Origin of the sequence: Shewanella sp. 10N.286.54.B9, assembly GCF_041468565.1 — a bacterium.
In the GTDB taxonomy this organism is placed as follows: Bacteria; Pseudomonadota; Gammaproteobacteria; order Enterobacterales; family Shewanellaceae; genus Shewanella.
The window spans coordinates 20666-40184 of record NZ_JBFRIY010000063.1 but is presented as its reverse complement, the minus strand read 5'-3'; the positions used below and the strand labels follow the sequence as shown (position 1 = coordinate 40184).

Annotated in this window: 19 protein-coding genes; 15 read left to right on the top strand and 4 right to left on the bottom strand. The window is 43.8% G+C overall.

Annotation, left to right across the window (positions count from 1 at the left end):
* The first annotated feature begins 7 nt into the window (after positions 1–7).
* From phoU to AB4135_RS19365, 3 genes are all read left to right on the top strand, one after another.
* Entirely contained in the window at positions 8–718 is a 711-nt protein-coding gene (gene phoU, locus AB4135_RS19375) for a phosphate signaling complex protein PhoU (protein WP_220736685.1), read from the top strand.
* 485 nt (positions 719–1203) lie between these two features.
* Positions 1204–3192 (top strand): BCCT family transporter, encoded by a 1989-nt coding sequence (locus AB4135_RS19370; RefSeq protein WP_371995077.1) that lies wholly within the window; start codon positions 1204–1206, stop codon positions 3190–3192.
* A 175-nt stretch (positions 3193–3367) separates the two neighbouring features.
* A complete protein-coding gene (locus AB4135_RS19365) occupies positions 3368–3727 on the top strand; it encodes a YajD family HNH nuclease (RefSeq protein ID WP_248973745.1) in 360 nt (119 codons plus the stop codon).
* A gap of 59 nt (positions 3728–3786) precedes the next feature.
* On the opposite strand, the gene AB4135_RS19360 is transcribed toward AB4135_RS19365, so the two are convergent.
* Complete coding sequence (locus AB4135_RS19360) at positions 3787–4032, bottom strand: DUF1289 domain-containing protein (RefSeq protein WP_371995076.1); 246 nt, start codon at positions 4030–4032, stop codon at positions 3787–3789.
* Positions 4033–4269: 237 nt separating this feature from the next.
* Between AB4135_RS19360 and AB4135_RS19355 the strand changes: the two genes are divergently transcribed.
* The 12 genes from AB4135_RS19355 to AB4135_RS19300 all read left to right on the top strand — a co-directional run bounded on the left by AB4135_RS19355 (position 4270) and on the right by AB4135_RS19300 (position 16161).
* Positions 4270–5442 carry a chemotaxis protein gene (locus AB4135_RS19355; protein WP_371995075.1) on the top strand — a complete coding sequence of 391 codons (1173 nt, stop codon included), beginning with the start codon at positions 4270–4272 and terminating at the stop codon, positions 5440–5442.
* A gap of 169 nt (positions 5443–5611) precedes the next feature.
* Positions 5612–6877: a methyltransferase gene (locus tag AB4135_RS19350; protein WP_371995074.1), complete on the top strand. Its 1266-nt coding sequence runs from the start codon at positions 5612–5614 to the stop codon at positions 6875–6877.
* 260 nt (positions 6878–7137) lie between these two features.
* Complete coding sequence (locus tag AB4135_RS19345) at positions 7138–8187, top strand: 3-oxoacyl-ACP synthase III (protein ID WP_371995073.1); 1050 nt, start codon at positions 7138–7140, stop codon at positions 8185–8187.
* A gap of 75 nt (positions 8188–8262) precedes the next feature.
* A complete protein-coding gene (locus tag AB4135_RS19340; protein ID WP_371995072.1) occupies positions 8263–9168 on the top strand; it encodes an alpha/beta fold hydrolase in 906 nt (301 codons plus the stop codon).
* 6 nt (positions 9169–9174) lie between these two features.
* The gene (oleC, locus tag AB4135_RS19335) at positions 9175–10881 is read left to right on the top strand and encodes an olefin beta-lactone synthetase (RefSeq protein WP_371995071.1); all 1707 of its coding nucleotides are present in this window, start codon (positions 9175–9177) and stop codon (positions 10879–10881) included.
* Between the two features lie 6 nt (positions 10882–10887).
* Positions 10888–11994: a 2-alkyl-3-oxoalkanoate reductase gene (oleD, locus tag AB4135_RS19330; protein ID WP_371995070.1), complete on the top strand. Its 1107-nt coding sequence runs from the start codon at positions 10888–10890 to the stop codon at positions 11992–11994.
* A gap of 35 nt (positions 11995–12029) precedes the next feature.
* Complete coding sequence (locus AB4135_RS19325; RefSeq protein WP_371995069.1) at positions 12030–12434, top strand: GFA family protein; 405 nt, start codon at positions 12030–12032, stop codon at positions 12432–12434.
* 37 nt (positions 12435–12471) lie between these two features.
* Positions 12472–12915 (top strand): hypothetical protein, encoded by a 444-nt coding sequence (locus AB4135_RS19320; protein ID WP_371995068.1) that lies wholly within the window; start codon positions 12472–12474, stop codon positions 12913–12915.
* 36 nt (positions 12916–12951) lie between these two features.
* Entirely contained in the window at positions 12952–13176 is a 225-nt protein-coding gene (locus AB4135_RS19315) for an amphi-Trp domain-containing protein (protein WP_371995067.1), read from the top strand.
* A gap of 93 nt (positions 13177–13269) precedes the next feature.
* Positions 13270–13773 (top strand): rod shape-determining protein, encoded by a 504-nt coding sequence (locus AB4135_RS19310; RefSeq protein ID WP_371995066.1) that lies wholly within the window; start codon positions 13270–13272, stop codon positions 13771–13773.
* Between the two features lie 47 nt (positions 13774–13820).
* Positions 13821–14324, top strand: coding sequence for a GNAT family N-acetyltransferase (locus AB4135_RS19305; protein ID WP_371995065.1), 504 nt, complete (start codon positions 13821–13823; stop codon positions 14322–14324).
* Positions 14325–14583: 259 nt separating this feature from the next.
* Positions 14584–16161 carry a BCCT family transporter gene (locus AB4135_RS19300; RefSeq protein WP_371995064.1) on the top strand — a complete coding sequence of 526 codons (1578 nt, stop codon included), beginning with the start codon at positions 14584–14586 and terminating at the stop codon, positions 16159–16161.
* Between the two features lie 89 nt (positions 16162–16250).
* On the opposite strand, the gene AB4135_RS19295 is transcribed toward AB4135_RS19300, so the two are convergent.
* From AB4135_RS19295 to AB4135_RS19285, 3 genes are all read right to left on the bottom strand, one after another.
* Entirely contained in the window at positions 16251–16967 is a 717-nt protein-coding gene (locus AB4135_RS19295) for a 3'-5' exonuclease (protein ID WP_371995063.1), read from the bottom strand.
* A gap of 3 nt (positions 16968–16970) precedes the next feature.
* Positions 16971–18854 carry a DUF294 nucleotidyltransferase-like domain-containing protein gene (locus AB4135_RS19290; protein ID WP_371995062.1) on the bottom strand — a complete coding sequence of 628 codons (1884 nt, stop codon included), beginning with the start codon at positions 18852–18854 and terminating at the stop codon, positions 16971–16973.
* Between the two features lie 202 nt (positions 18855–19056).
* Positions 19057–19506, bottom strand: coding sequence for an energy transducer TonB (locus AB4135_RS19285; protein ID WP_371995061.1), 450 nt, complete (start codon positions 19504–19506; stop codon positions 19057–19059).
* Positions 19507–19519 lie beyond the last annotated feature (13 nt).

The following is a 19519-nucleotide window of genomic DNA, read 5'->3' as shown; positions in this document are numbered from 1 at the left end:
TATTACAATGGAAAACATGAACTTAAATAAACATATCTCTGGTCAGTTTAATGCTGAATTGGACGATATTCGTAATCGTGTATTGACGATGGGCGGCTTGGTTGAACGTCAACTGGAGCAATCTCTTGATGCATTGGCAGCGCTTGATTCTGAGTTGGCGCAAAAAGTGATAGAGGGTGACCATAAAGTGAATGGCATGGAAGTGGCCATTGATGAAGAGTGCACCCGCATTATTGCTAAGCGTCAACCTGCAGCCAGTGATTTACGTTTGGTATTGGCTATCTCTAAAACCATTACCGATTTAGAACGTATTGGCGATGCCTGTGTGAAGATTGCCAAAGCAGCAATGGATAAGCGCTCTAAAAATCAACAGCCGCTGTTGGTGAGTATTGAGAATATGGGACGTCATGCGACTCGCACCTTGCACTCTACACTTGACGCTCTGGCGCGTATGGATGCTGACGTTGCACTAGAACTGCATAAAGAAGATATTAAACTCGATAAAGAGTATGAAGGCATTATTCGTCAATTGATGACCTATATGATGGCCGATCCGCGCTCTATCCCGGAAGTGTTAGACGTACTTTGGGCGGCACGTGCAGTTGAGCGAGTGGGTGACCGCTGCCAGAACATTTGCGAATACATTATCTATTACGTTAAAGGTAAAGATGTACGCCATATCTCTTATGAAGAGATGGAAAAAGACCTCAATTTTTAATCTTGGCGTTTTGTTGTCCAGGTAGCATCTGACACCAACGAGCAAAATTTGAGATCAGCGCCACAGATTGATTGTTGGTGCTGATTTTTTAGCCTTAAAAACAGCATTTTGCTGTTTTTCCGTATTTGAGATCTGGACGAAAACCTCAACTCAGGAAATAATATATTATCGTTGATGAATTTTGTGACCGTTAATCATCAAAGACAAATTCTATTAAATAGCTGGATCAGGCCGCCTAGGCAGATTGGGGGTTGAGCTATTCAATGCAATTTGGAATATGTAAGTTGCCCAATACCTAAACTCACACAGTTGCAGGCTATTGGTTTCATAAGCATTACTTTGGTGAGTACAACTCACGGGCCTAACCACAAAATGATAATCCCGCCAGTGTATTCTTATATTAATCTATAAGCTTCTTATCTCTGGTAGGCCACGTATGTGCCGAGATAGATAGAGGCGCGTACTTCATTAACTGCGGTAACTGTATGTCGATTAAATCGAGTATTAATCCACCTGTTTTTTTCTCTTCTGTTTTTCTTATTACTGTTATGGTGCTGTTTGGTGCAATTTGGCCAACACAAGCCCAAGAAGTGTTCTCTATTACTAAATCCTGGTTTGAGCTGAAGGCCGGTTGGCTTTATATCTTAGGCGTAGCGATTTTTCTAATTTTTGTTATTTTCGTTATGGTGTCGCGTTTTGGTGACATTAAACTCGGCCCAGATCACTCTGAGCCGGATTATAGCTATAAAAGCTGGATTGCAATGCTGTTCTCTGCGGGAATGGGGATTGGTTTGATGTTCTTTGGTGTTGCAGAGCCGGTAATGCATTACCTTGCGCCACCTGATGCCACTCCAGAGACCATTCAAGCGGCTAAAGATGCAATGAAGATTACTTTCTTCCATTGGGGCATACACGCTTGGGCTATCTACGCGGTAGTTGCATTAAGCTTGGCGTACTTCTCTTATCGTCACAAGCTGCCACTGTTACCACGCAGTGCGCTTTATCCGTTAATTGGTGAGCGTATATATGGCCCAATCGGTCATGCGGTAGATACCTTCGCGGTATTAGGCACCATGTTTGGTGTCGCAACGTCTCTTGGTTTTGGTGTACTGCAAGTTAACTCAGGTCTTAATTACTTGTTAGGTGTGCCAGTCAATACATACGTGCAAGTTGGTTTGATTGTGGGTATTTCGATTATCGCGACCCTGTCGGTTTTTTCTGGGTTAGATAAAGGGGTTAAACGCTTAAGTGAGCTTAACTTAGGCCTCGCAGTGCTGCTGTTGATTGTCATCATGATATTCGGCCCAACAGTTGAATTGTTGCAGTCGTTTGTACAGAACACAGGTGGTTACCTAAGCGATATTGTGGGTAAGACATTCAACCTCTACGCCTATGAGCAAAAGAACGATTGGATCGGCGGTTGGACCCTGCTTTATTGGGGCTGGTGGATCTCATGGTCACCATTTGTTGGTACCTTTATTGCGCGTGTTTCACGTGGTCGAACTATTCGTGAATTCTTAATCGGCGTGTTATTTGTGCCGTCGGCTTTCACTTTCTTGTGGATGACTGTATTTGGTAATACGGCGATTGACGCCATTATGAACCAAGGTGCAACTTATCTTGCTGATGCGGTGTCTTCAGATGTATCAGTGGCGCTGTTTGTGTTTTTTGAACATATGCCATTCTCTACATTACTGTCGACGATTGCGTTGTGCTTAGTGGTAACATTCTTTGTCACATCATCGGATTCTGGCTCATTGGTTATTGATAACTTAACTTCCGGTGGCGATCATAATGCGCCTGTATGGCAACGTATTTTCTGGGCACTGCTGCAAGGTGTTGTAGCATCTGTGCTATTGCTAGCGGGTGGTTTACAAGCACTGCAAACGGCTGCCGTCGCTAGCGCCTTACCGTTCTTGATTGTCATGTTACTGATGTGTTTTGGACTGTTTAAAGCGCTGCAAGATGATTGGTTGAAAATCAATAGTGTGCAGTCACATAACACCAGTGTGCAGTTCACTAAAACCAATGTCAGCTGGGAAGATCATATTGATGTTTTAGTGTCCCATCCAAGTGAAGATGAAGCGCTCGGCTTTTTAGAAAAAGTCGCCAAGCCAGCGCTGAATAAAGCCTGTGAAGCCTTTAACAGCAAAGGCGTTTCGGCAGAGCTGTTGAATTTCGAGAACCGAATTCGATTCGTTATTGCCAATGAAGAGCATAATGACTTTGTTTACGGCTTACGGATCCGGGCATTTAGTATTACCAACCCGATTGAAAGTGAGGTTGCTGACGTTGCAGAGGGTGGGTCGGAGTACTACCGCGTTGAAGTGTTCTTAGAGCACGGCGGACAACACTATGATGTTATGGGCTTTACTCAGGAGCAGGTGTTAGCTGACGTTGTGACTCAATACGAAAAGTACTTACACTATCTGCATCTATCGAGCTCAGAATATATGGGTGACGAGGCCAAGTAACGTGAATATATATCCCCTCAACACCATGGTGTTGAGGGGATTGTTTGACTTTAAATAGTCAATGTCATCACGTTAACCATACAGTCGAAGAAGCTAGCTTTAGAAGCTTGGGTATAGAAGAGGTTCAGTGTTAGAATTGAGCCAATCAGTGTTAATTCAAGATGAGATAAAGTGAATGCCTGCACCAGGACAAAGCAAGTTAGATAAAGTACTGGCCGAAGCTCGAGAGTATAAGGCTAAACGTGAAACCGGTTACCGAGAGCAAGCGCTTAAGCTTTATCCTTGGGTTTGTGGTCGTTGTACTCGCGAGTTTAACAATGCCAACTTACGAGAGTTGACGGTGCATCACCGTGATCATAATCATGATAACAACCCATCAGACGGCTCGAACTGGGAATTGTTATGTCTGTACTGCCATGACAACGAACATTCGAAATTTGAAGAGTTGATCCAGTATGGCGCAACGACTGAAACCAAAGTGGATGCGGCAACCTATAATCCGTTTGCTGACTTGAAAAGCATGCTTAAGAAATAATCGACTTTATTGTAGAGTCATACAATATAGAAAAAGCCGCATAACGCGGCTTTTTTGTTTTATGTTGAGCTGTTGTCAGTGTTGGCTATTCTAGCTTCAGCTTCTAACCATTTGGCGCGGCTTAAAATAGCGCTATTCTCACCATCGACCATGTCAGCTTTACGCTGTTCAAGCTTGGCCCAGATTTGTGCTTTTCTCTCTTCAGTGGCACTACCCCAACCGACAATTTCGTCAATGTGGCGATAGCATCCCATACAGTAATCATCTTCATTTAGCCCACAGCGAGCGACGCAGGGAGATTGCATATTATTGTGCACCTGTTCGAATTTGCGTCGAAGTGTAAGTTAGCTAGAATTGAGTTACAAGTGAGTGGTTAGAACTATGATTTATAATCTAGCAATAACTGACTAACTATGAGTGATTCTATAGAGTTTATGAACGCTCAGTTTTACCAGTAGTGCTTAAGCTTAACCAGTGGTAGAATCCGCGAATATCACACTTTAGATATAATATTCAGTATGTTGCAATATTTCGGAGGCTTTATGAGGGCGATGTGTCGCTTTTGCTTTGTTAGTGTTATAGGCGTGTTAGTGGCTGGCTGTTCGCTATTAGAGATAAAGCTTGAGAGTGGTATTGAGCCTCTGCCAAAAGAGCAATTAAATATGCGGGTGTTTAGCCGCGATTTTAGTACTGTTTTTTACAGCCAAATAGAGAGTGCGGCTGATATGATAGAGCGAAATAGCGATAGCATTCCAATCAAATCGAACGCTTTGATGTGGAAGATTAACGCAGAGCAAAACTTGCAACATACGATCTTTCAAGCATCACCGACCGCTGCGATGGTTGATACATGGGTATTCACCGAACAGATGGCGCAGTTTTTTGAAGCGGGAGCCGGTAAAAATGTATTCGGCGAGCAGCAACAAGCGGCGGTTGATGTCAGCAATAACTTGAGAAATCAGTTTGAGCGAACAATTAAAAACTTTGGCGCCAGCAATTTTAAAAAGAATCAAGCTTTCGTAAAACAGTATGTAGCCAAATATCCTATCAAAGATATGTCATTTACTCGCCAATCTGCTTTTACTGATTGGCTTGAATATAATGAGATCAATGAGTTTGATGCGGTTACCACCTTTGGTACAGTGCCAGAGGTGATGAGTGATATTTCAGACAGAATGGCAATGATCGCCGAGCAGATGCCAAAAATACTAGGATGGAAAGCGGAGCTATATGCTTTGCACTCCAATATTAATGCTGAAGAGGTGCAAGCTACCTTGATGAGTATCAGTAATACGTCGGCTAAGTTTCAGCAGTTGATGGCGCAAAGCCCTGAAATGATGCAAGCACTAGCCGTCGACCTGCGCCGAGAGCTTACACCGCTACTCGAGCAGTTAAGTGAAACCACTGACGATAAACTCAGTCAGCTCTCCGTTGAGCGACAAGCGTTGGAGTTAATGGTTAGCAATGAGCGTATAGCACTTGAAGCTATGGTTGCCAGAGAAAGGGCGGCGGCCGCCGTTGATTTAGAAGCAATCTCGGAGCAGACAGTAAAAGTGGTATTTGAAGAGCTCACTAAAACCTTGAAAAGTTTAATTCTCTATTTTGTACTGTTCTTGCTGGTGGTATTTTTTGCGCCACTAGGGCTCGGAGTGTGGTTGGGTAAGCGCTTGCAAATTCGACAAAGTGACAAGCAGACAATAAAACCTAGCACCTAGCTGTGGTAAACTAGTGTTATTAATGAAAAGGAGACACAATTTGTGTTTCCTTTTATTGTCTTGAGTACTCATCTATACAGCAACAAGCATAGAAGCCAAGAAGATTGAAGGCTCAGTAGTGAAGTCGTCTGTATTGTCCTAATCAGCGTTGAATTAACCGTTATTGAAGATGCCGCAAAATAATAGTCACACACTCTCCTTTGCTGCTCAATTGAAGCAACTTGATCGCTTACTTTGTGCCAGTCGTCCACTGTGGCAGAATCGTAGTTTTGAGTGTACACAGCTACCTTGGGCAGAGGATTTTCCTACACTCGCAAAGGCGGTGTGGCAACTGGAAGATAGTCAACTTGATGAAATTGATGCTTGTCAGTCGCGGCTTAATGAGTTGCTTTTGCCGTCACTGCATGAGGATTTGTTGGCAGCGGGTGTAGATTGGAACTTAAGTTTTCTGTTGCCTAGTTCGCTTTCAACAGCTGATACATCAATTGATACCGCTACTGCCACAGAGCCTTTGCTTGATTTTGAAGATATGGCGCATTTCAGCGCACATATAAAAGGCCGGAAATGGCAGCAAATAACCGCATTTTCGGCGAAGATCCCTGCAAGTAATCTTCCTGTACTTGAGTGGTGCGCCGGTAAAGGGCATTTAGGCCGCTTAATAGCCAAGCTAAATCAGCGCAGTGTCACCAGCTTAGAATGGCAGCAAAGCTTGTGTGATGCCGGACAGCAGTTTGCCGATAAGTGGCAGCTGCCACAACGCTTTATCTGTGCCGATGCCTTTGATGCGCAGCAACAGCAGCTTAAAAAAGAACAACTTGCGGTGGCACTGCATGCGTGCGGCGATCTGCACGTCACCTTACTTAAACACGCTAAACAAGCTGGGACTAAGCAGCTAGTGATATCTCCGTGTTGCTATCACCTTATTAAGGCTAAGTCTTATCAGCCACTGTCTAGCGTCGCTAAAGAGAGTGAGCTTAAATTGAGCCGTGCCGATCTGCAGTTACCACTGCAGCAAAGCACCATTGCGAGTGAGAAGCACAAACAGTACCGCTTACAAGAGATGGCATGGCGATTAGCTTTTGATTCATTACAGCGAGAAATGCGCCAAGTGGATGAGTATCTGCCTGTCCCGTCGATAAAGCTTAGTCAGTTAAATGGCTCTTTTGAGGCTTTTTGTCGATGGGCTGCTGCGAGTAAACAAGTGGTTTTAAATGAGTCGATAGATTGGGCACATTACCAAACATTGGGATATGCGCGACAGCGACTCACTCGCCGTATAGATTTAGTGGCGCATCTGTTTCGAGCTGTACTCGAAAAGTGGTTGTTACTTGACCGCGTTTGCTATCTTGAAGAGAGTGGCTATCGAGTTGAACTGAGTGAATTTTGTGCAAACAGTGTTAGCCCTCGAAATGCGCTAATTAGCGCTTTTAAATAGAAAAATCGTAGATTTGTAATTTAATAAGTGCGTAACAATTTGTTTCTTAAGTTGTAATTAAGTCTGCTGTGATTGAATGAAGTGTAAAAGTAGTGCCATTTTTATAGAAAAGCCGATGATATAGCGCATTAAAAGCTCTCAGATATGAGGTTTTTTATTGAATCATCGGCTTTTTCTTGCTCAAATGGCTGGTTAATAATAAATAATTATCTATGTTGGTTGATATTTGACCAATGCAGTGAGCGATTAAATAAAGTTTCATGAAATATTCCCGCGTTTTTATCAATAGCATGGCCTACGAATTAGCGCCTGAAGTTGTGTCGACTTCTGAGCTTGAATCTCGTTTAGCGCCGTTATACAAAAAGTTTCGTATCCCGATGGGGCAACTTGCTACATTGACAGGGATCCATGAAAGACGCTGGTGGCCAAAAGGGCACCGACTCTCTGACGGAGCGTTAGCGGCGGCGCATAAGGCAATTAATGAAACTGATGTTCAGATCAGTGATTTAGGCGCGGTGGTCTACACCGGTGTTTGTCGTGATCAACATGAACCTGCTACCGCATGTCGTATTGCCGCTGAATTGGGCGTTTCCAAAGACACCGCCATTTACGATATAAGTAACGCCTGCTTAGGTGTGCTGTCAGGTATTCTAGATATTGCTAACCGTATCGAGCTGGGGCAGATCAAAGCAGGTCTTGTGGTCTCTTGTGAATCTGCTCGGCATATTGTTGATATTACTATCGACAAGATGCTGGCAGAGCCAACTATGCAAAATTTTGCTCAGTCTTTGGCGACGCTTACAGGTGGCTCAGGCGCTGTTGCTGTGTTACTGACTGATGGTAGCTTGGGTTTAAAAGGCGCACGTCAGCATCAGTTGTTAGGTGCAAGCCATTTGTCTGCGCCGCAGCATTACGATTTATGTCAATGGGGGCTCGAAGAAGCTGGTCCTCAATTGTACCGTGAATTTATGCGTACCAATGGTGTTGCCTTGCTTAAAGAAGGTGTTGAGCTTGCACGTCATACTTGGACGCACTTCTTAGATCAGCGCAATTGGTTGGTAGAGCAAGTTGATAAAGTCATTTGCCACCAAGTGGGCTCGTCGAATCGCCGAAATGTGCTTGAAGCGCTCAATATTCCAGAAGAGAAAGAGTTTCCTACCTATAAATTGCTGGGTAATATGGGCACGGTTTCTTTACCTGTTACCGCTGCGATGGCGCACGATCAAGGTTTCTTGAAAACCGGCGACCAAGTGAGCTTTTTAGGTATAGGCAGTGGCTTAAACTGCATGATGTTAGGGCTGAAGTGGTAACAAAATACTCTGGCAGCTCAGCGTTGCCAGCTAGCCCGACATAGATAAGCTCAGTAAAGAATTATAGGAAGCGTCATGTTAGACACTCTGCACCCATTTAAACGTAATTATTTAGATAGAAACGGCAATAAACTACAATATGTCAACGAAGGATCGGGTGATCCTGTTGTCATGGTACACGGCAACCCAAGTTGGTCGTTCTACTATCGTAATCTTATTAGTGCATTAAGCGACAAGCATCAATGTATCGTCCCTGACCATATAGGTTGTGGCTTATCAGACAAGCCTGACGATAGCGGTTACGATTACACCCTTAAGAGCCGTATTGATGATCTTGAAGCGCTGCTTGAGCATCTTGACGTAAAAGACAATATCACGCTGGTGGTTCACGACTGGGGTGGAATGATTGGTATGGGTTATGCGGCCCGTTATCCTGAGCGCATCAAGCGTTTCGTTATTTTAAACACTGGCGCATTTCATTTGCCAAAGACAAAACCTTTCCCTTGGGCACTATCAATTTGCCGCAATACGTTACTCGGCACCTGCTTAGTGCGTGGTTTTAACGCTTTTTCATCAGCTGCATCCTATGTTGGCGTTAAGCGTAAACCAATGCATAAAGATATTCGTGAGGCCTATGTCGCGCCGTTTAACTCGTGGGCCAATCGTATCTCTACTTTGCGTTTCGTACAGGATATCCCGTTAAAGCCGGGTGACCGTAACTACGAAATGGTGTCTGATATTGCAGCGAGCTTAGAGCAATTTGCTAAGGTGCCAACGGTCATCTGTTGGGGCCTACAAGATTTTGTATTTGATAAGCATTTCCTCGATGAGTGGAAACAGAGAATGCCTCATGCAACCGTGCATGAATTTGCAGACTGTGGTCATTACATTTTAGAGGATGCTGCTGATGAAGTTATCAATCATGTCAAAACCTTTATCGATGATAATAGCATTGAAGTTGCACAAGACTCGGTGGCATAAAAAACGATGAACAAAACGCTTGAGAGCCAGCAGTCAGGGGCTAACCTTTGTCGTCACTTGGTTAATGCTGCTAACAATACTCCTGATTCTCTCGCGGTTGCAGTGCAACACTCAAATGGCCAGTCAGTTGCGTGCTTAAGCTATGAAGAGATGGATTTTCAAACGCTTAATGCCCAAAGTGACCACATTGCGGCGGCGCTTATTAAGTTTGGGCTAAAGCCCGGCATGAAAGCGGTGTTGATGGTCACACCGAGTATCGATTTTTTCTGCTTAACTTTTGCGCTGTTTAAAGCTGGCATCATTCCTATTTTGGTCGATCCCGGTATGGGGGTTCGCAACCTCAAACAGTGTTTTATTGAAGCCAAACCTGATGTATTTATCGGCATACCCAAAGCGCATATTGCCAGACGCCTGTTTGGTTGGGGAAAGGGCAGCGTTAAACATTTGATCACCGTAGGTGGTGGTAAGGTCGTGAATGCTTTCACGGGGGCGGTTAGCCTTGAGCACATCGTCAAGCAAGTAAGTCATGTTCAACCTTTTAAGCTGCAATGGTTAGCTGAAGATGCCATGGCGGCAATATTATTTACCAGCGGCAGTACCGGTACTCCCAAAGGAGTGGTCTATTCCCACAAGATGTTTGAGGCGCAAATTAGCGCGCTTAAACATGATTATGCCATCAAACCGGGTGAGCGTGATTTAGCCACGTTCCCGTTATTCTCGTTATTCGGTCCAGCCCTTGGTATGGCTTCTATTGTGCCTGATATGGATGCCAGTAAACCGATAACCGCCAACCCTGATTTTATTTTTGCTGCCATTGATAAGTATCAGTGTAGCAATATGTTTGTTAACCCAGCGCTGATAGAGCGTTTAGGGCAAGCAGGTAGCCAGACTAATCATAAATTAGCCAGCATTAAACGCGTTATTTCCGCGGGAGCCCCCGCCACGATTTCATCAATAAAACGTTTTAGCTGTATGCTCAATCACGATGTTGAAGTGCTTAACTCTTATGGCGCGACTGAATCGCTGCCGTTAAGTAAAATTGGCAGTCAGGCGCTATTTGAGACTACGGATGTCACTGACAATGGTGGTGGGATCTGTGTGGGTCGCTCCATTGCTGGCGTCGATATTACTATTATTGATATTGATGAAAGTCCGATTAAGCACTGGTATGACGAGTTAACGCTAGCGGCCAATCAAATCGGTGAGATTGTGGTGAAAGGCCCAATGGTGAGCCGTGCATATTATCAACGAGATAGTGCCACTCAGGCCGCCAAAATCATCGATGGCGATAGTATTCGTCACCGTATGGGCGATCTAGGGTATCTGGACGACAATGGATTGTTATGGATGTGTGGCCGTAAGGCGCACCGAGTTGATGCAAAAACCGCTGGCGACAAATTACAACGTTACTATTCTATTGCAACTGAGCGTATTTTTAATACTCACCCTGATATTAAACGTAGTGCGCTAGTGGGGGTGACTGTTGCAGGTAAAATAACGCCTTTAATTTGTCTTGAATTGAATCAGTCCTTGGCGTGCGCCAATTCTGCGGTACTTTATGCTGAGCTTAGACAATTGGCAGAGCAACATAGCCACACCCAAGGGATAGAACGTTTTCTTATCCATGCCGATTTCCCGGTTGATATTCGCCACAACGCTAAAATATTTAGAGAAAAATTGGCCGTTTGGGCCCAGAAACAGATCAAGGAATAGCTGATTGTGTCTGACAATAACGCAAATACTCCTGTTTTAAGTGATTTTGCTCAAGCCGAGCAAGTTGCACTCAAGCGTCTAAAACAACACACATCCCATGCATTTGTCACCGGCGCAGGTGGTTTTTTAGGTAAAGCCATTTGTGAGCGTTTATTGGCAGCAGGTATTAAGGTAACCGGCTTTGCCCGTGGTGACTATCCGTTACTCTCCCAAATGGGCGTTAACATGGTCAAGGGCGATCTTGCTGATGAGTCTGCAGTATCAGCTGCCATGCAAGGTTGTGACATTGTATTTCATGTTGCGTCTAAAGCAGGGGTTTGGGGCAGTAAACAAAGTTACTACTCGCCCAATGTTGATGGGGCCAAGTACATCATTAACGCCTGTAAAAAATCGAATATCAGTAAGCTCATTTATACTAGTACGCCAAGTGTTACTTTTGCAGGCGTTGATGAAAATGGCTGTGATGAATCTGCGCCGTATGCTGATAATTACCTTAATTTTTACGGCGAATCTAAAGCGGTTGCCGAGAAGATGATGATTAATGCCAATGGCAATGGCACTGATGCAGGCGATACACTGCAAACGGTATCGTTAAGGCCGCATCTTATCTGGGGGCCGGGCGATCCACATTTGGTGCCGCGGGTGCTTGAACGTGCAACAGCAGGGCGCTTAAAACTTGTGGGTAAGCAAGATAAATTGGTTGATACCATCTATGTCGGGAATGCGGCTTATGCCCATATTTTAGCGGCTGAGAAATTATGCGTGGCCAGTGCGCATGCAGTACAAGCTCTGTGTGCAGGTAAAGCTTATTATCTGAGTAATGATCAGCCTATAACTATGGCGGCCATGCTCAATAAAATTCTCGATTGCAAAAACTTGCCAGCTGTTAATAAGCGTGTGCCTACTTCGCTGGCTTATGCCGTGGGCGCGCTACTTGAATCGATATACGGCCTAATAGGTAAGACAGAAGAGCCCATCATGACTCGCTTTGTTGCACGGCAGCTTTCAACGAGTCATTATTTTGATATCAGCGCCGCTAAGTCAGATTTAGGCTACAGCGCGATTGTAAGTATTGATGAGGGTATGCAGCGTCTTAAAAAGTCGTTAGCTTAGAGTCTCATTCAAGTTGCAACTCAAGGAGTAGAGTTATGCAAACAGCCAGCTGCAATTGTGGCCAATTATCCCTATCTGTAAGCGGTGATCCCATTCGGGTTTCCGTGTGCCATTGTAATGCCTGCCAAAAACGCACTGGCAGCGCTTTTGGTGTGCAAGCTCGCTATCCATTAAGCCAAGTCTCTTTTACTGGTGTCAGTCATCATTATCAACGTGTTGGTGATGATGGCGCGACGATCACTTTTGAGTTTTGCCCCCATTGCGGCGGAAATCTGTGGTTCACCATGGATATTATGCAGGATGTGGTTGCTATTCCATTAGGCAATTTTGCCAATGATACGGTGCATAAATCCCTGCTTGCAGTGCCTAGTGTGGTGGTTTATCAAGACCGCTGTCATGATTGGGTAAAGCTGCAAGGAATTGATGAAGTTTATGATTAATAGAGCTTTATGTGCTGCTGCATTTTAAGGAAATAAAATGAAATACCGCTATTTACGAATAATGTTGGTTATAGCAGCGTTACTTGGTGTTCAAACTTCAACGCTTGCGGCGGATAACCCTTTTGTTGGCAGTTGGCAACTTGTATCTGGCAAGTACCTTGATGGTAAGGGCAAGTGGGTACATTATGGCGAGCTGAAATTAACTGCCATAAAAGTTATCTCCGCCAACCATTTCAGCTTCACCACCATGAAGAATGTTGGCTCTCTTGATAAACCTAAGCAAGAGTTTTGGGCTGCCGGAACTGGCAGCTATACCTATAGTGATACCGATTATGTTGAATATCCACAGCTAAACTCCTTTGGTGTTGCACCTGATAAACCTTTTGCTTTCACTTATGAGATCAATGGCGATGAGTGGCAAACTCAGCGGATTGAAAAGGGTGAATTAAAAGAGCAAGAGTTATGGAAGAAACTAGATTGAATGCTGAATTAGCTAACATAGATAAGGGGAACAATAATGACTGTTAAACCTAAAAGAGATATTGAAAAAGGTTACACAAACGCAGAATTCGCAGCCAAATTAAGGCGTCTAGCCGACGCATTAGAGACTGGTGATAAGTTTGAAATACAGATAGCGGGTGAGCGAGTTTACGTGCCTGTTCGCGCGGAGTACACGGTTGAACATGAGCGCAGTGACGATGAAGAAGAGATTGAGTTTCAAATTAAGTGGTCACCAAAGTAGCCACTATCGGCAGATCTTATTTTTGCTAAGAGAGTTGTGAAAATGGTGCCAGTCGATATTGTAGAGAGTCTCGTTGCAGCAAAGGATTGATTTATGTTTAGCCTTTTTATCAATAAGTTCGGCACTACTTTATATGTTCAAATATGGGAAAACCGCATTAGAGTCGTCGATATTGATAGCAATAATGTGTTTGATGAGCAGCCGTTACTGCAGTTTAACAGCTTAAAAAATGGCAAAATGGACGTTGTCGCATTTGGTAACCAAGCCTATGTTGATGCTGTCAATCCTTTCTCCCATCCCAGAGCTCTGTTAGCTGATTTTTTTATTGCTGAGCTTTTGCTGAAACAGATAATGCAAAAACTGAGCGGCAAAAAATTCACCATTTCGGCGCCAGTGGTCATTGTTCATCCCATGGAAAAAACAGAGGGCGGTTTAACCATGATTGAAATTAGAGCGCTGCGTGAAATGGCGTTAGGGGCAGGGGCTAGAGATGTTGCAATCTACCAAGGTAAAAATACATTAGCAGTGTCAGAAATTGTTTTTAAAGATATTGCGCAACAAGAAATTATGGCTGCGGCTGCTAGCAGTCCAATGTGATTATCAGATATTTGTACATTTAACTAAGCCTAATCTTGGAGGTTCTATTGAAGCTTGTTATCCCATCAGCCGCTTATGAACAGAGTTATCGAGAATACATTAAAGAGTTGGGCGATGAAGAGCGTTATCCGTTTCCCCTCGATTTCGAATCCGATGATTTTGAGCAATTGCTTACTCGACTGAATGACTTTGCCCAAGGTAGGAACCTACCCGATGGTTATGTTCAAAGTTCCACACTGTGGTTAGTGGATAATGAACAGATTGTCGGAGTCACTAATATTCGGCACCGGCTCAATGATGCAATCAAATACTGTGGCGGTCATATTGGTTTAGGCATAAGGCCTTCACACCGAGGTAAGGGCATTGGAGTACAGCTGATGAAAATGTCTATTCACTATCTAACCCAGATGAATGTGTCGTCTATTCATATTCATTGTCATAAACACAACCTCGCTTCAGCGAATATGATAAAAGCGTGCGGCGGAAAGCTTGATTCTGAAATCACTCAAGCTGGGGTGGTCGTTCAACGGTTTGTAGTTAAGACTACCTGATCCGCAATGTTAGTATTACAGATAGGTATACTTGTCGGTTTAGCTAAGTATGACTTAGGGTATATACACCGATTTAACATGTCTTAAAGTAAAATATTTTGGTATTTCAAACTAAATCAATTAACTCACAACTGCTAAGCTATAGTCTGTAAAGTGACATGTGACGCGTTTGTTAGGAAGCAATAAGCTGCAAGTTATCGTCAAATAAAGTAAAATAAACCCACATTTTTCGAATGAAATTCGTTCTAAACGAGGATCAATGAATATTAAAAAAGATAAATATAGTATTGATAATACCGATTACACAGTCGGACAAGATAACATTCAAAAGTGGGGGTTCGATGTTCATAACCCTGTTTTCGGGATCAGCGCTTCCTTAATCGGGCTCTTCCTCATCGCAATTCTGTTAGTCGATCCAGAAACCTCCAAAGCGGCATTAGATGGTATCAAATGGAAAATCATTGGTGCTTTTGATGGTTTGTTTATGTGGTCTGCCAATATTTTCGTGGTGTTCTGTTTAGCCATGATTGTATCGCCATTTGGTAAAATTCGCTTAGGCGGTGATGAAGCTAAAACTGATTACTCGATGAAATCCTGGGTGGCGATGTTATTTGCTGCTGGTATGGGTATTGGGCTAATGTTTTGGGGCGTTGCAGAGCCAGCAGCCTATTTTACTGGCTGGTATGAAACACCTCTGAACGTCACTCCAAATACGCCTGAAGCTGCGAAATTAGCACTGGGTGCCACCATGTACCATTGGGGACTACACCCATGGGCAATCTACGGTGTAGTGTCACTGTCGTTAGCATTTTTTGCTTACAACAAAGGCTTGCCGCTCTCAATGCGCTCGGTGTTTTACCCTATTTTAGGTGATCGCACTTGGGGTTGGCCTGGACATGTTGTTGACATCCTAGCAGTGCTTGCAACCCTGTTTGGTTTAGCAACATCGCTAGGGCTTGGCGCCCAGCAAGCAGCAAGTGGTTTCCATCATGTGTTCGGCATGGATAACGGCTTAATGTTGCAAATAGCAATTATCTTTATTGTGACCTTGCTGGCTGTTGTATCGGTTATTCGTGGTATTGATGGTGGCGTAAAAATCATCAGTAATGTCAATATGCTATTGGCTGCAGCCTTAGTGCTGTTTGTCGCCTTGGTGACATTTGCTGTCTCTATGGGCACCATTCCGACAACGGTTATGGGATATATTGAAAATATTATTCCATTGAGTAACCCAAGCGGCCGAGAAGATGAAGCTTGGATGCATGGCTGGACGGTATTCTACTGGGCTTGGTGGATCTCGTGGTCTCCTTTTGTGGGCATGTTTATCGCCCGTATTTCACGTGGACGTACAATACGTGAATTTATGACGGCAGTGCTGATTGTTCCTACTGTAGTGACCACGCTGTGGATGTCTGTGTTTGGTGGTGTTGCGATTGATCAAATCACTAATAAAATAGGTACTTTAGGCGAGAAAGGCTTAACGGAAGTGCCATTGGCGATGTTCCAAATGTTCGATGCTTTGCCAATGGGCAATATCTTGTCTTTGCTTGCTGTTGTATTAGTCTTGGTCTTTTTTGTGACCTCATCGGACTCTGGCTCATTAGTGATTGATAGTATTACTTCAGGTGGTAAAGTCGATGCGCCAGTTCCTCAACGTGTATTTTGGGCCTTTATTGAAGGGGCGATAGCCGCAGGTCTTGTTTGGGTGGGTGGCACTGAAGCCATTGAAGCCTTACAAGCTGGCGCTATTTCAACAGCCTTGCCATTTACCATTATTTTATTGGTGATGTGTGTCAGTCTGATATTGGGATTGCGTACTGAGAAGCGCTTTCGCTAGTCTGAAAGTGAGTAGTTGAAAAAGGCCGTGTGGCTTACCACACGGCCTTTTTATATTTATAAGCTACAGCTCTACAAAAGCGTTTGAAATTATAACCACAGCTTTTTAATCGGTGTGTTAGGACTGAAATGATGGTAGATCTGCGCCTGTAATAGCTCTGCAGTTGCAATGGCATCGGTCAAGGCATCGTGTGGCGGATATGTCGGTAGGTTATAGCGAGTACGGCTATTGGCTAGGCGGATTGATTCGGGGCGGCCTTTTTTAAACCAATCTAAAAAGCGCTTTGGTTTAGCCTGTTGAACATCTGCTTCGATTTGCATGGTATCAACAACGGGGAAAACAATGCCCTCATTGATGACGCTTCGCAATGCTGCATCAAAAAAGTCTCGCTCAATTCTGCGGTAATGAACCACAACAACTTTTCCCGCCAGTTCATCTAATAACTGCTCAAGTATTCGTAGCAGATCCGGCGCACCTTTTAGGTCCGAATGGGTGATCCCGTGGATGATGATAGAATCTTCCTTGAGCTTATCTTCCGGAGTAATGAACCAGTGTTTGGCTTGCCGACAGGCAATGCGGCGCAGAGTAAACGGCACTAATCCAATACTGATGATACTGTTTTCATTAGCATCTAGACCTGTGGTTTCAAAGTCTAAGGCGACAAAGTCGATATCTTTTAGTTCGGTTTCACCGTGATAGGTGCTGGCATTGTAAAAATTGCTTAGGCGACTATCTTTACTTTCTTGCGCTTTAATTTTTAGAAATGCTTTCCAGTTCAACACCTCTTGGTTGGTGAAGTTTTGCATCATTTACCCCTGCATGCTGTTGGCACTGTAGCGGAATTTTAAAAAGTTCTGCGCGCTGCTTAATACCAAAAACGCATCCTTGAGGTTACGTCTTTCAAAATCAGACATGTTCTCCGGTTCAATATTGTTATCTGGTTCTTGTTCTGACTCAATATCTAGGGCTTGATGACGAATGCGAACTAATGAAATGAATTCCATGGCATGCTGCAGATCTTTGCCCTTTAATGGTGGCAAGATGCCAGCTTCGATGATGTCTTCAAGTCGATCAAAAGAGTTTTGTGATTGAGAGCCGATAGCAAGTGCATGCACACGAATGAGATCGGCTAGCGGTGCGGTACCACGTCTTTTCAAGTTAATTGAGTTGTTGTGTCTACCATCTTTTTCCATCACAAAATCTTTGAAAAAGCCCAATGGTGGCGTACGGTTTATAGCATTTCTAGCAAGGCAAGCTAAAAAGCGGTTATTCTTTTTCGCTTTTCTCAAAATAAAGGCGTTTAACTGCTCCGCCCATTTAGGCCTGCCATAGACACCGTAAAGATCGAAAAAAATTGAGCTATTTAGTAAAGCTTGTGGATTTGGGTTTTCAATCCAATCGGCGAAACACTCCTCCCATTGTGACTGTGTTTTTCGATATTCAGGGTTGGTGGCCATGATATCGCCAGTACAATAGGTATAGCCGCAGGCGGCTAGTCCATCACACACAAAGGTGGCAAGCTCCCTAAAGTAATTACCATGAAGCGATTCTTGATAATCGTTATCGAGAATAATGGCATTATCTTGATCGGTTACAATCAGCTGCTCGTCACGAGCCATCGAGCCCAAAGCCAAGAAACAGTAGGGGACTGGCGGTGGGCCTAACTTCTCTTCGGCTAACTCTAATAAGCGCTGTTTAAAGCTTCTGCCAATCTCTGACATCGCCCGTCCTACCATGTGTGAGTTGGCATCTTCGTTGACCATGCGCACAAAACAATCTTTTAGCTGACTGGAGAGCATGATTAAGTCATCAATACTGTTTTGCTGAAATATACTACTGACAATCAACAAACTGTTTTGAGATTCATAACGAATAATGTCGGTGACTTCTATCAGGCCAATGGGTTGCTTGTTTTTTAAAATCGGTAAGTGGTGGACGTTATACCTAAGCATTAATAGCATAGCTTCAAAAATATAAGCGTTGTGATCTAAAGAGATAAGCTCTGTGGACATCACTTCAACAACCGGGGTATCAACATCTATGCCTTCGGCGATGACTTTTGCGCACAGATCTCGCTGAGTAATTATGCCAACAAAGCTATTGCCGCCTTCATCAGCAAGATTAGGGTCATGAATAATAGCAGCCGATACATTCTCCTCAGACATAATGCTGGCGACACCTTGAACTGTGGTGTCAATTGGCAACATGACTGGCGCGCCACTGAGCAAGGTCTTTACCTTAGAAGTAGTCAGTGAGTTAGCATCGTCACTGTTGTCTTCAACGGCTTGCTGTAATCGAATACTGCCTTCTACTTCAACAAAGTCAGCAAAGGCGTCGTATTGTTCACAAAGCTCACCGAAGACACTTTCAGGAATGCAGTACAACAGAGTGTCTTTCACTGACTTTGCAGGAAAGCGAACCTTATTACGGGTTAGCAGCCCCATCTGCCCAAATAAACCGCCCTGGTCAAGACGGTTATAGAGCTCGCCAGTACGACGATATATTTCAACAACACCGCTGCGGATCATAAACAAGTCATGGATCTCATCACCAAACTCGATGATCATGTTATCTGCGCGGTAATAGGAGATCTCGACACTTTTCGATACGTCGATTAATGCCTCTTCTGGCAGCTGATCAAACGGGGGGTATTGGCGAATGAAATTTCGAATTTCAAGTAGCTCAGCTTCCATTAGGTACTCGATGTTGATGATAAATAGAATATATTAACAGTAGTATACCCGTTCTAGATGAAGATGCAGGGTTCTGTGGGAGTTTAATGGACTTTAATCAAGGCATTTATGGTGTAGGTAACGTTTGCTTTGCTCCCTTTTAGATGCGTAGCTTTAAAGGGAGCGCGACAAGACTTAGTGTGCTTATGTTGATTTGATATTTTTAATTACTGTTACAGGCAAGTTGAGTTTGTTGTTGGCACCTTTGCAGTGTTTGTTCGGGTGATTGATCACCCAGACAGAAGTCGAGTCGTAATGTTCTTTTTTCTGTCTTAGTTTCACCCGCTGTCGTGACTGGAATCCATTTCCACTTCTTTAGCATTTTTCTAGAATATTTTCCGAGATTTTTGTGCGGTATTGATTGAATTGCCTCTATATTCTTAGTTTTACCGGATTCTGAAATATCAAAAGATAACACGGTGCAACCCTGTAGCCCAGAACGCGCCAGTTCTATTGGATATAGAGGGGGAGCTGTTTCTTTGCGTTTCCAAAGAGCATCATCGGCTGGGCTGATATTAGTGACTAGCACATCAGCGTACATATTCTTACTCCTAGCGAAACTCGTTGTTGATATAGTCATCATTGCTAACGCGACAAGCAGTAAATATTTCATATACATTCCTTTG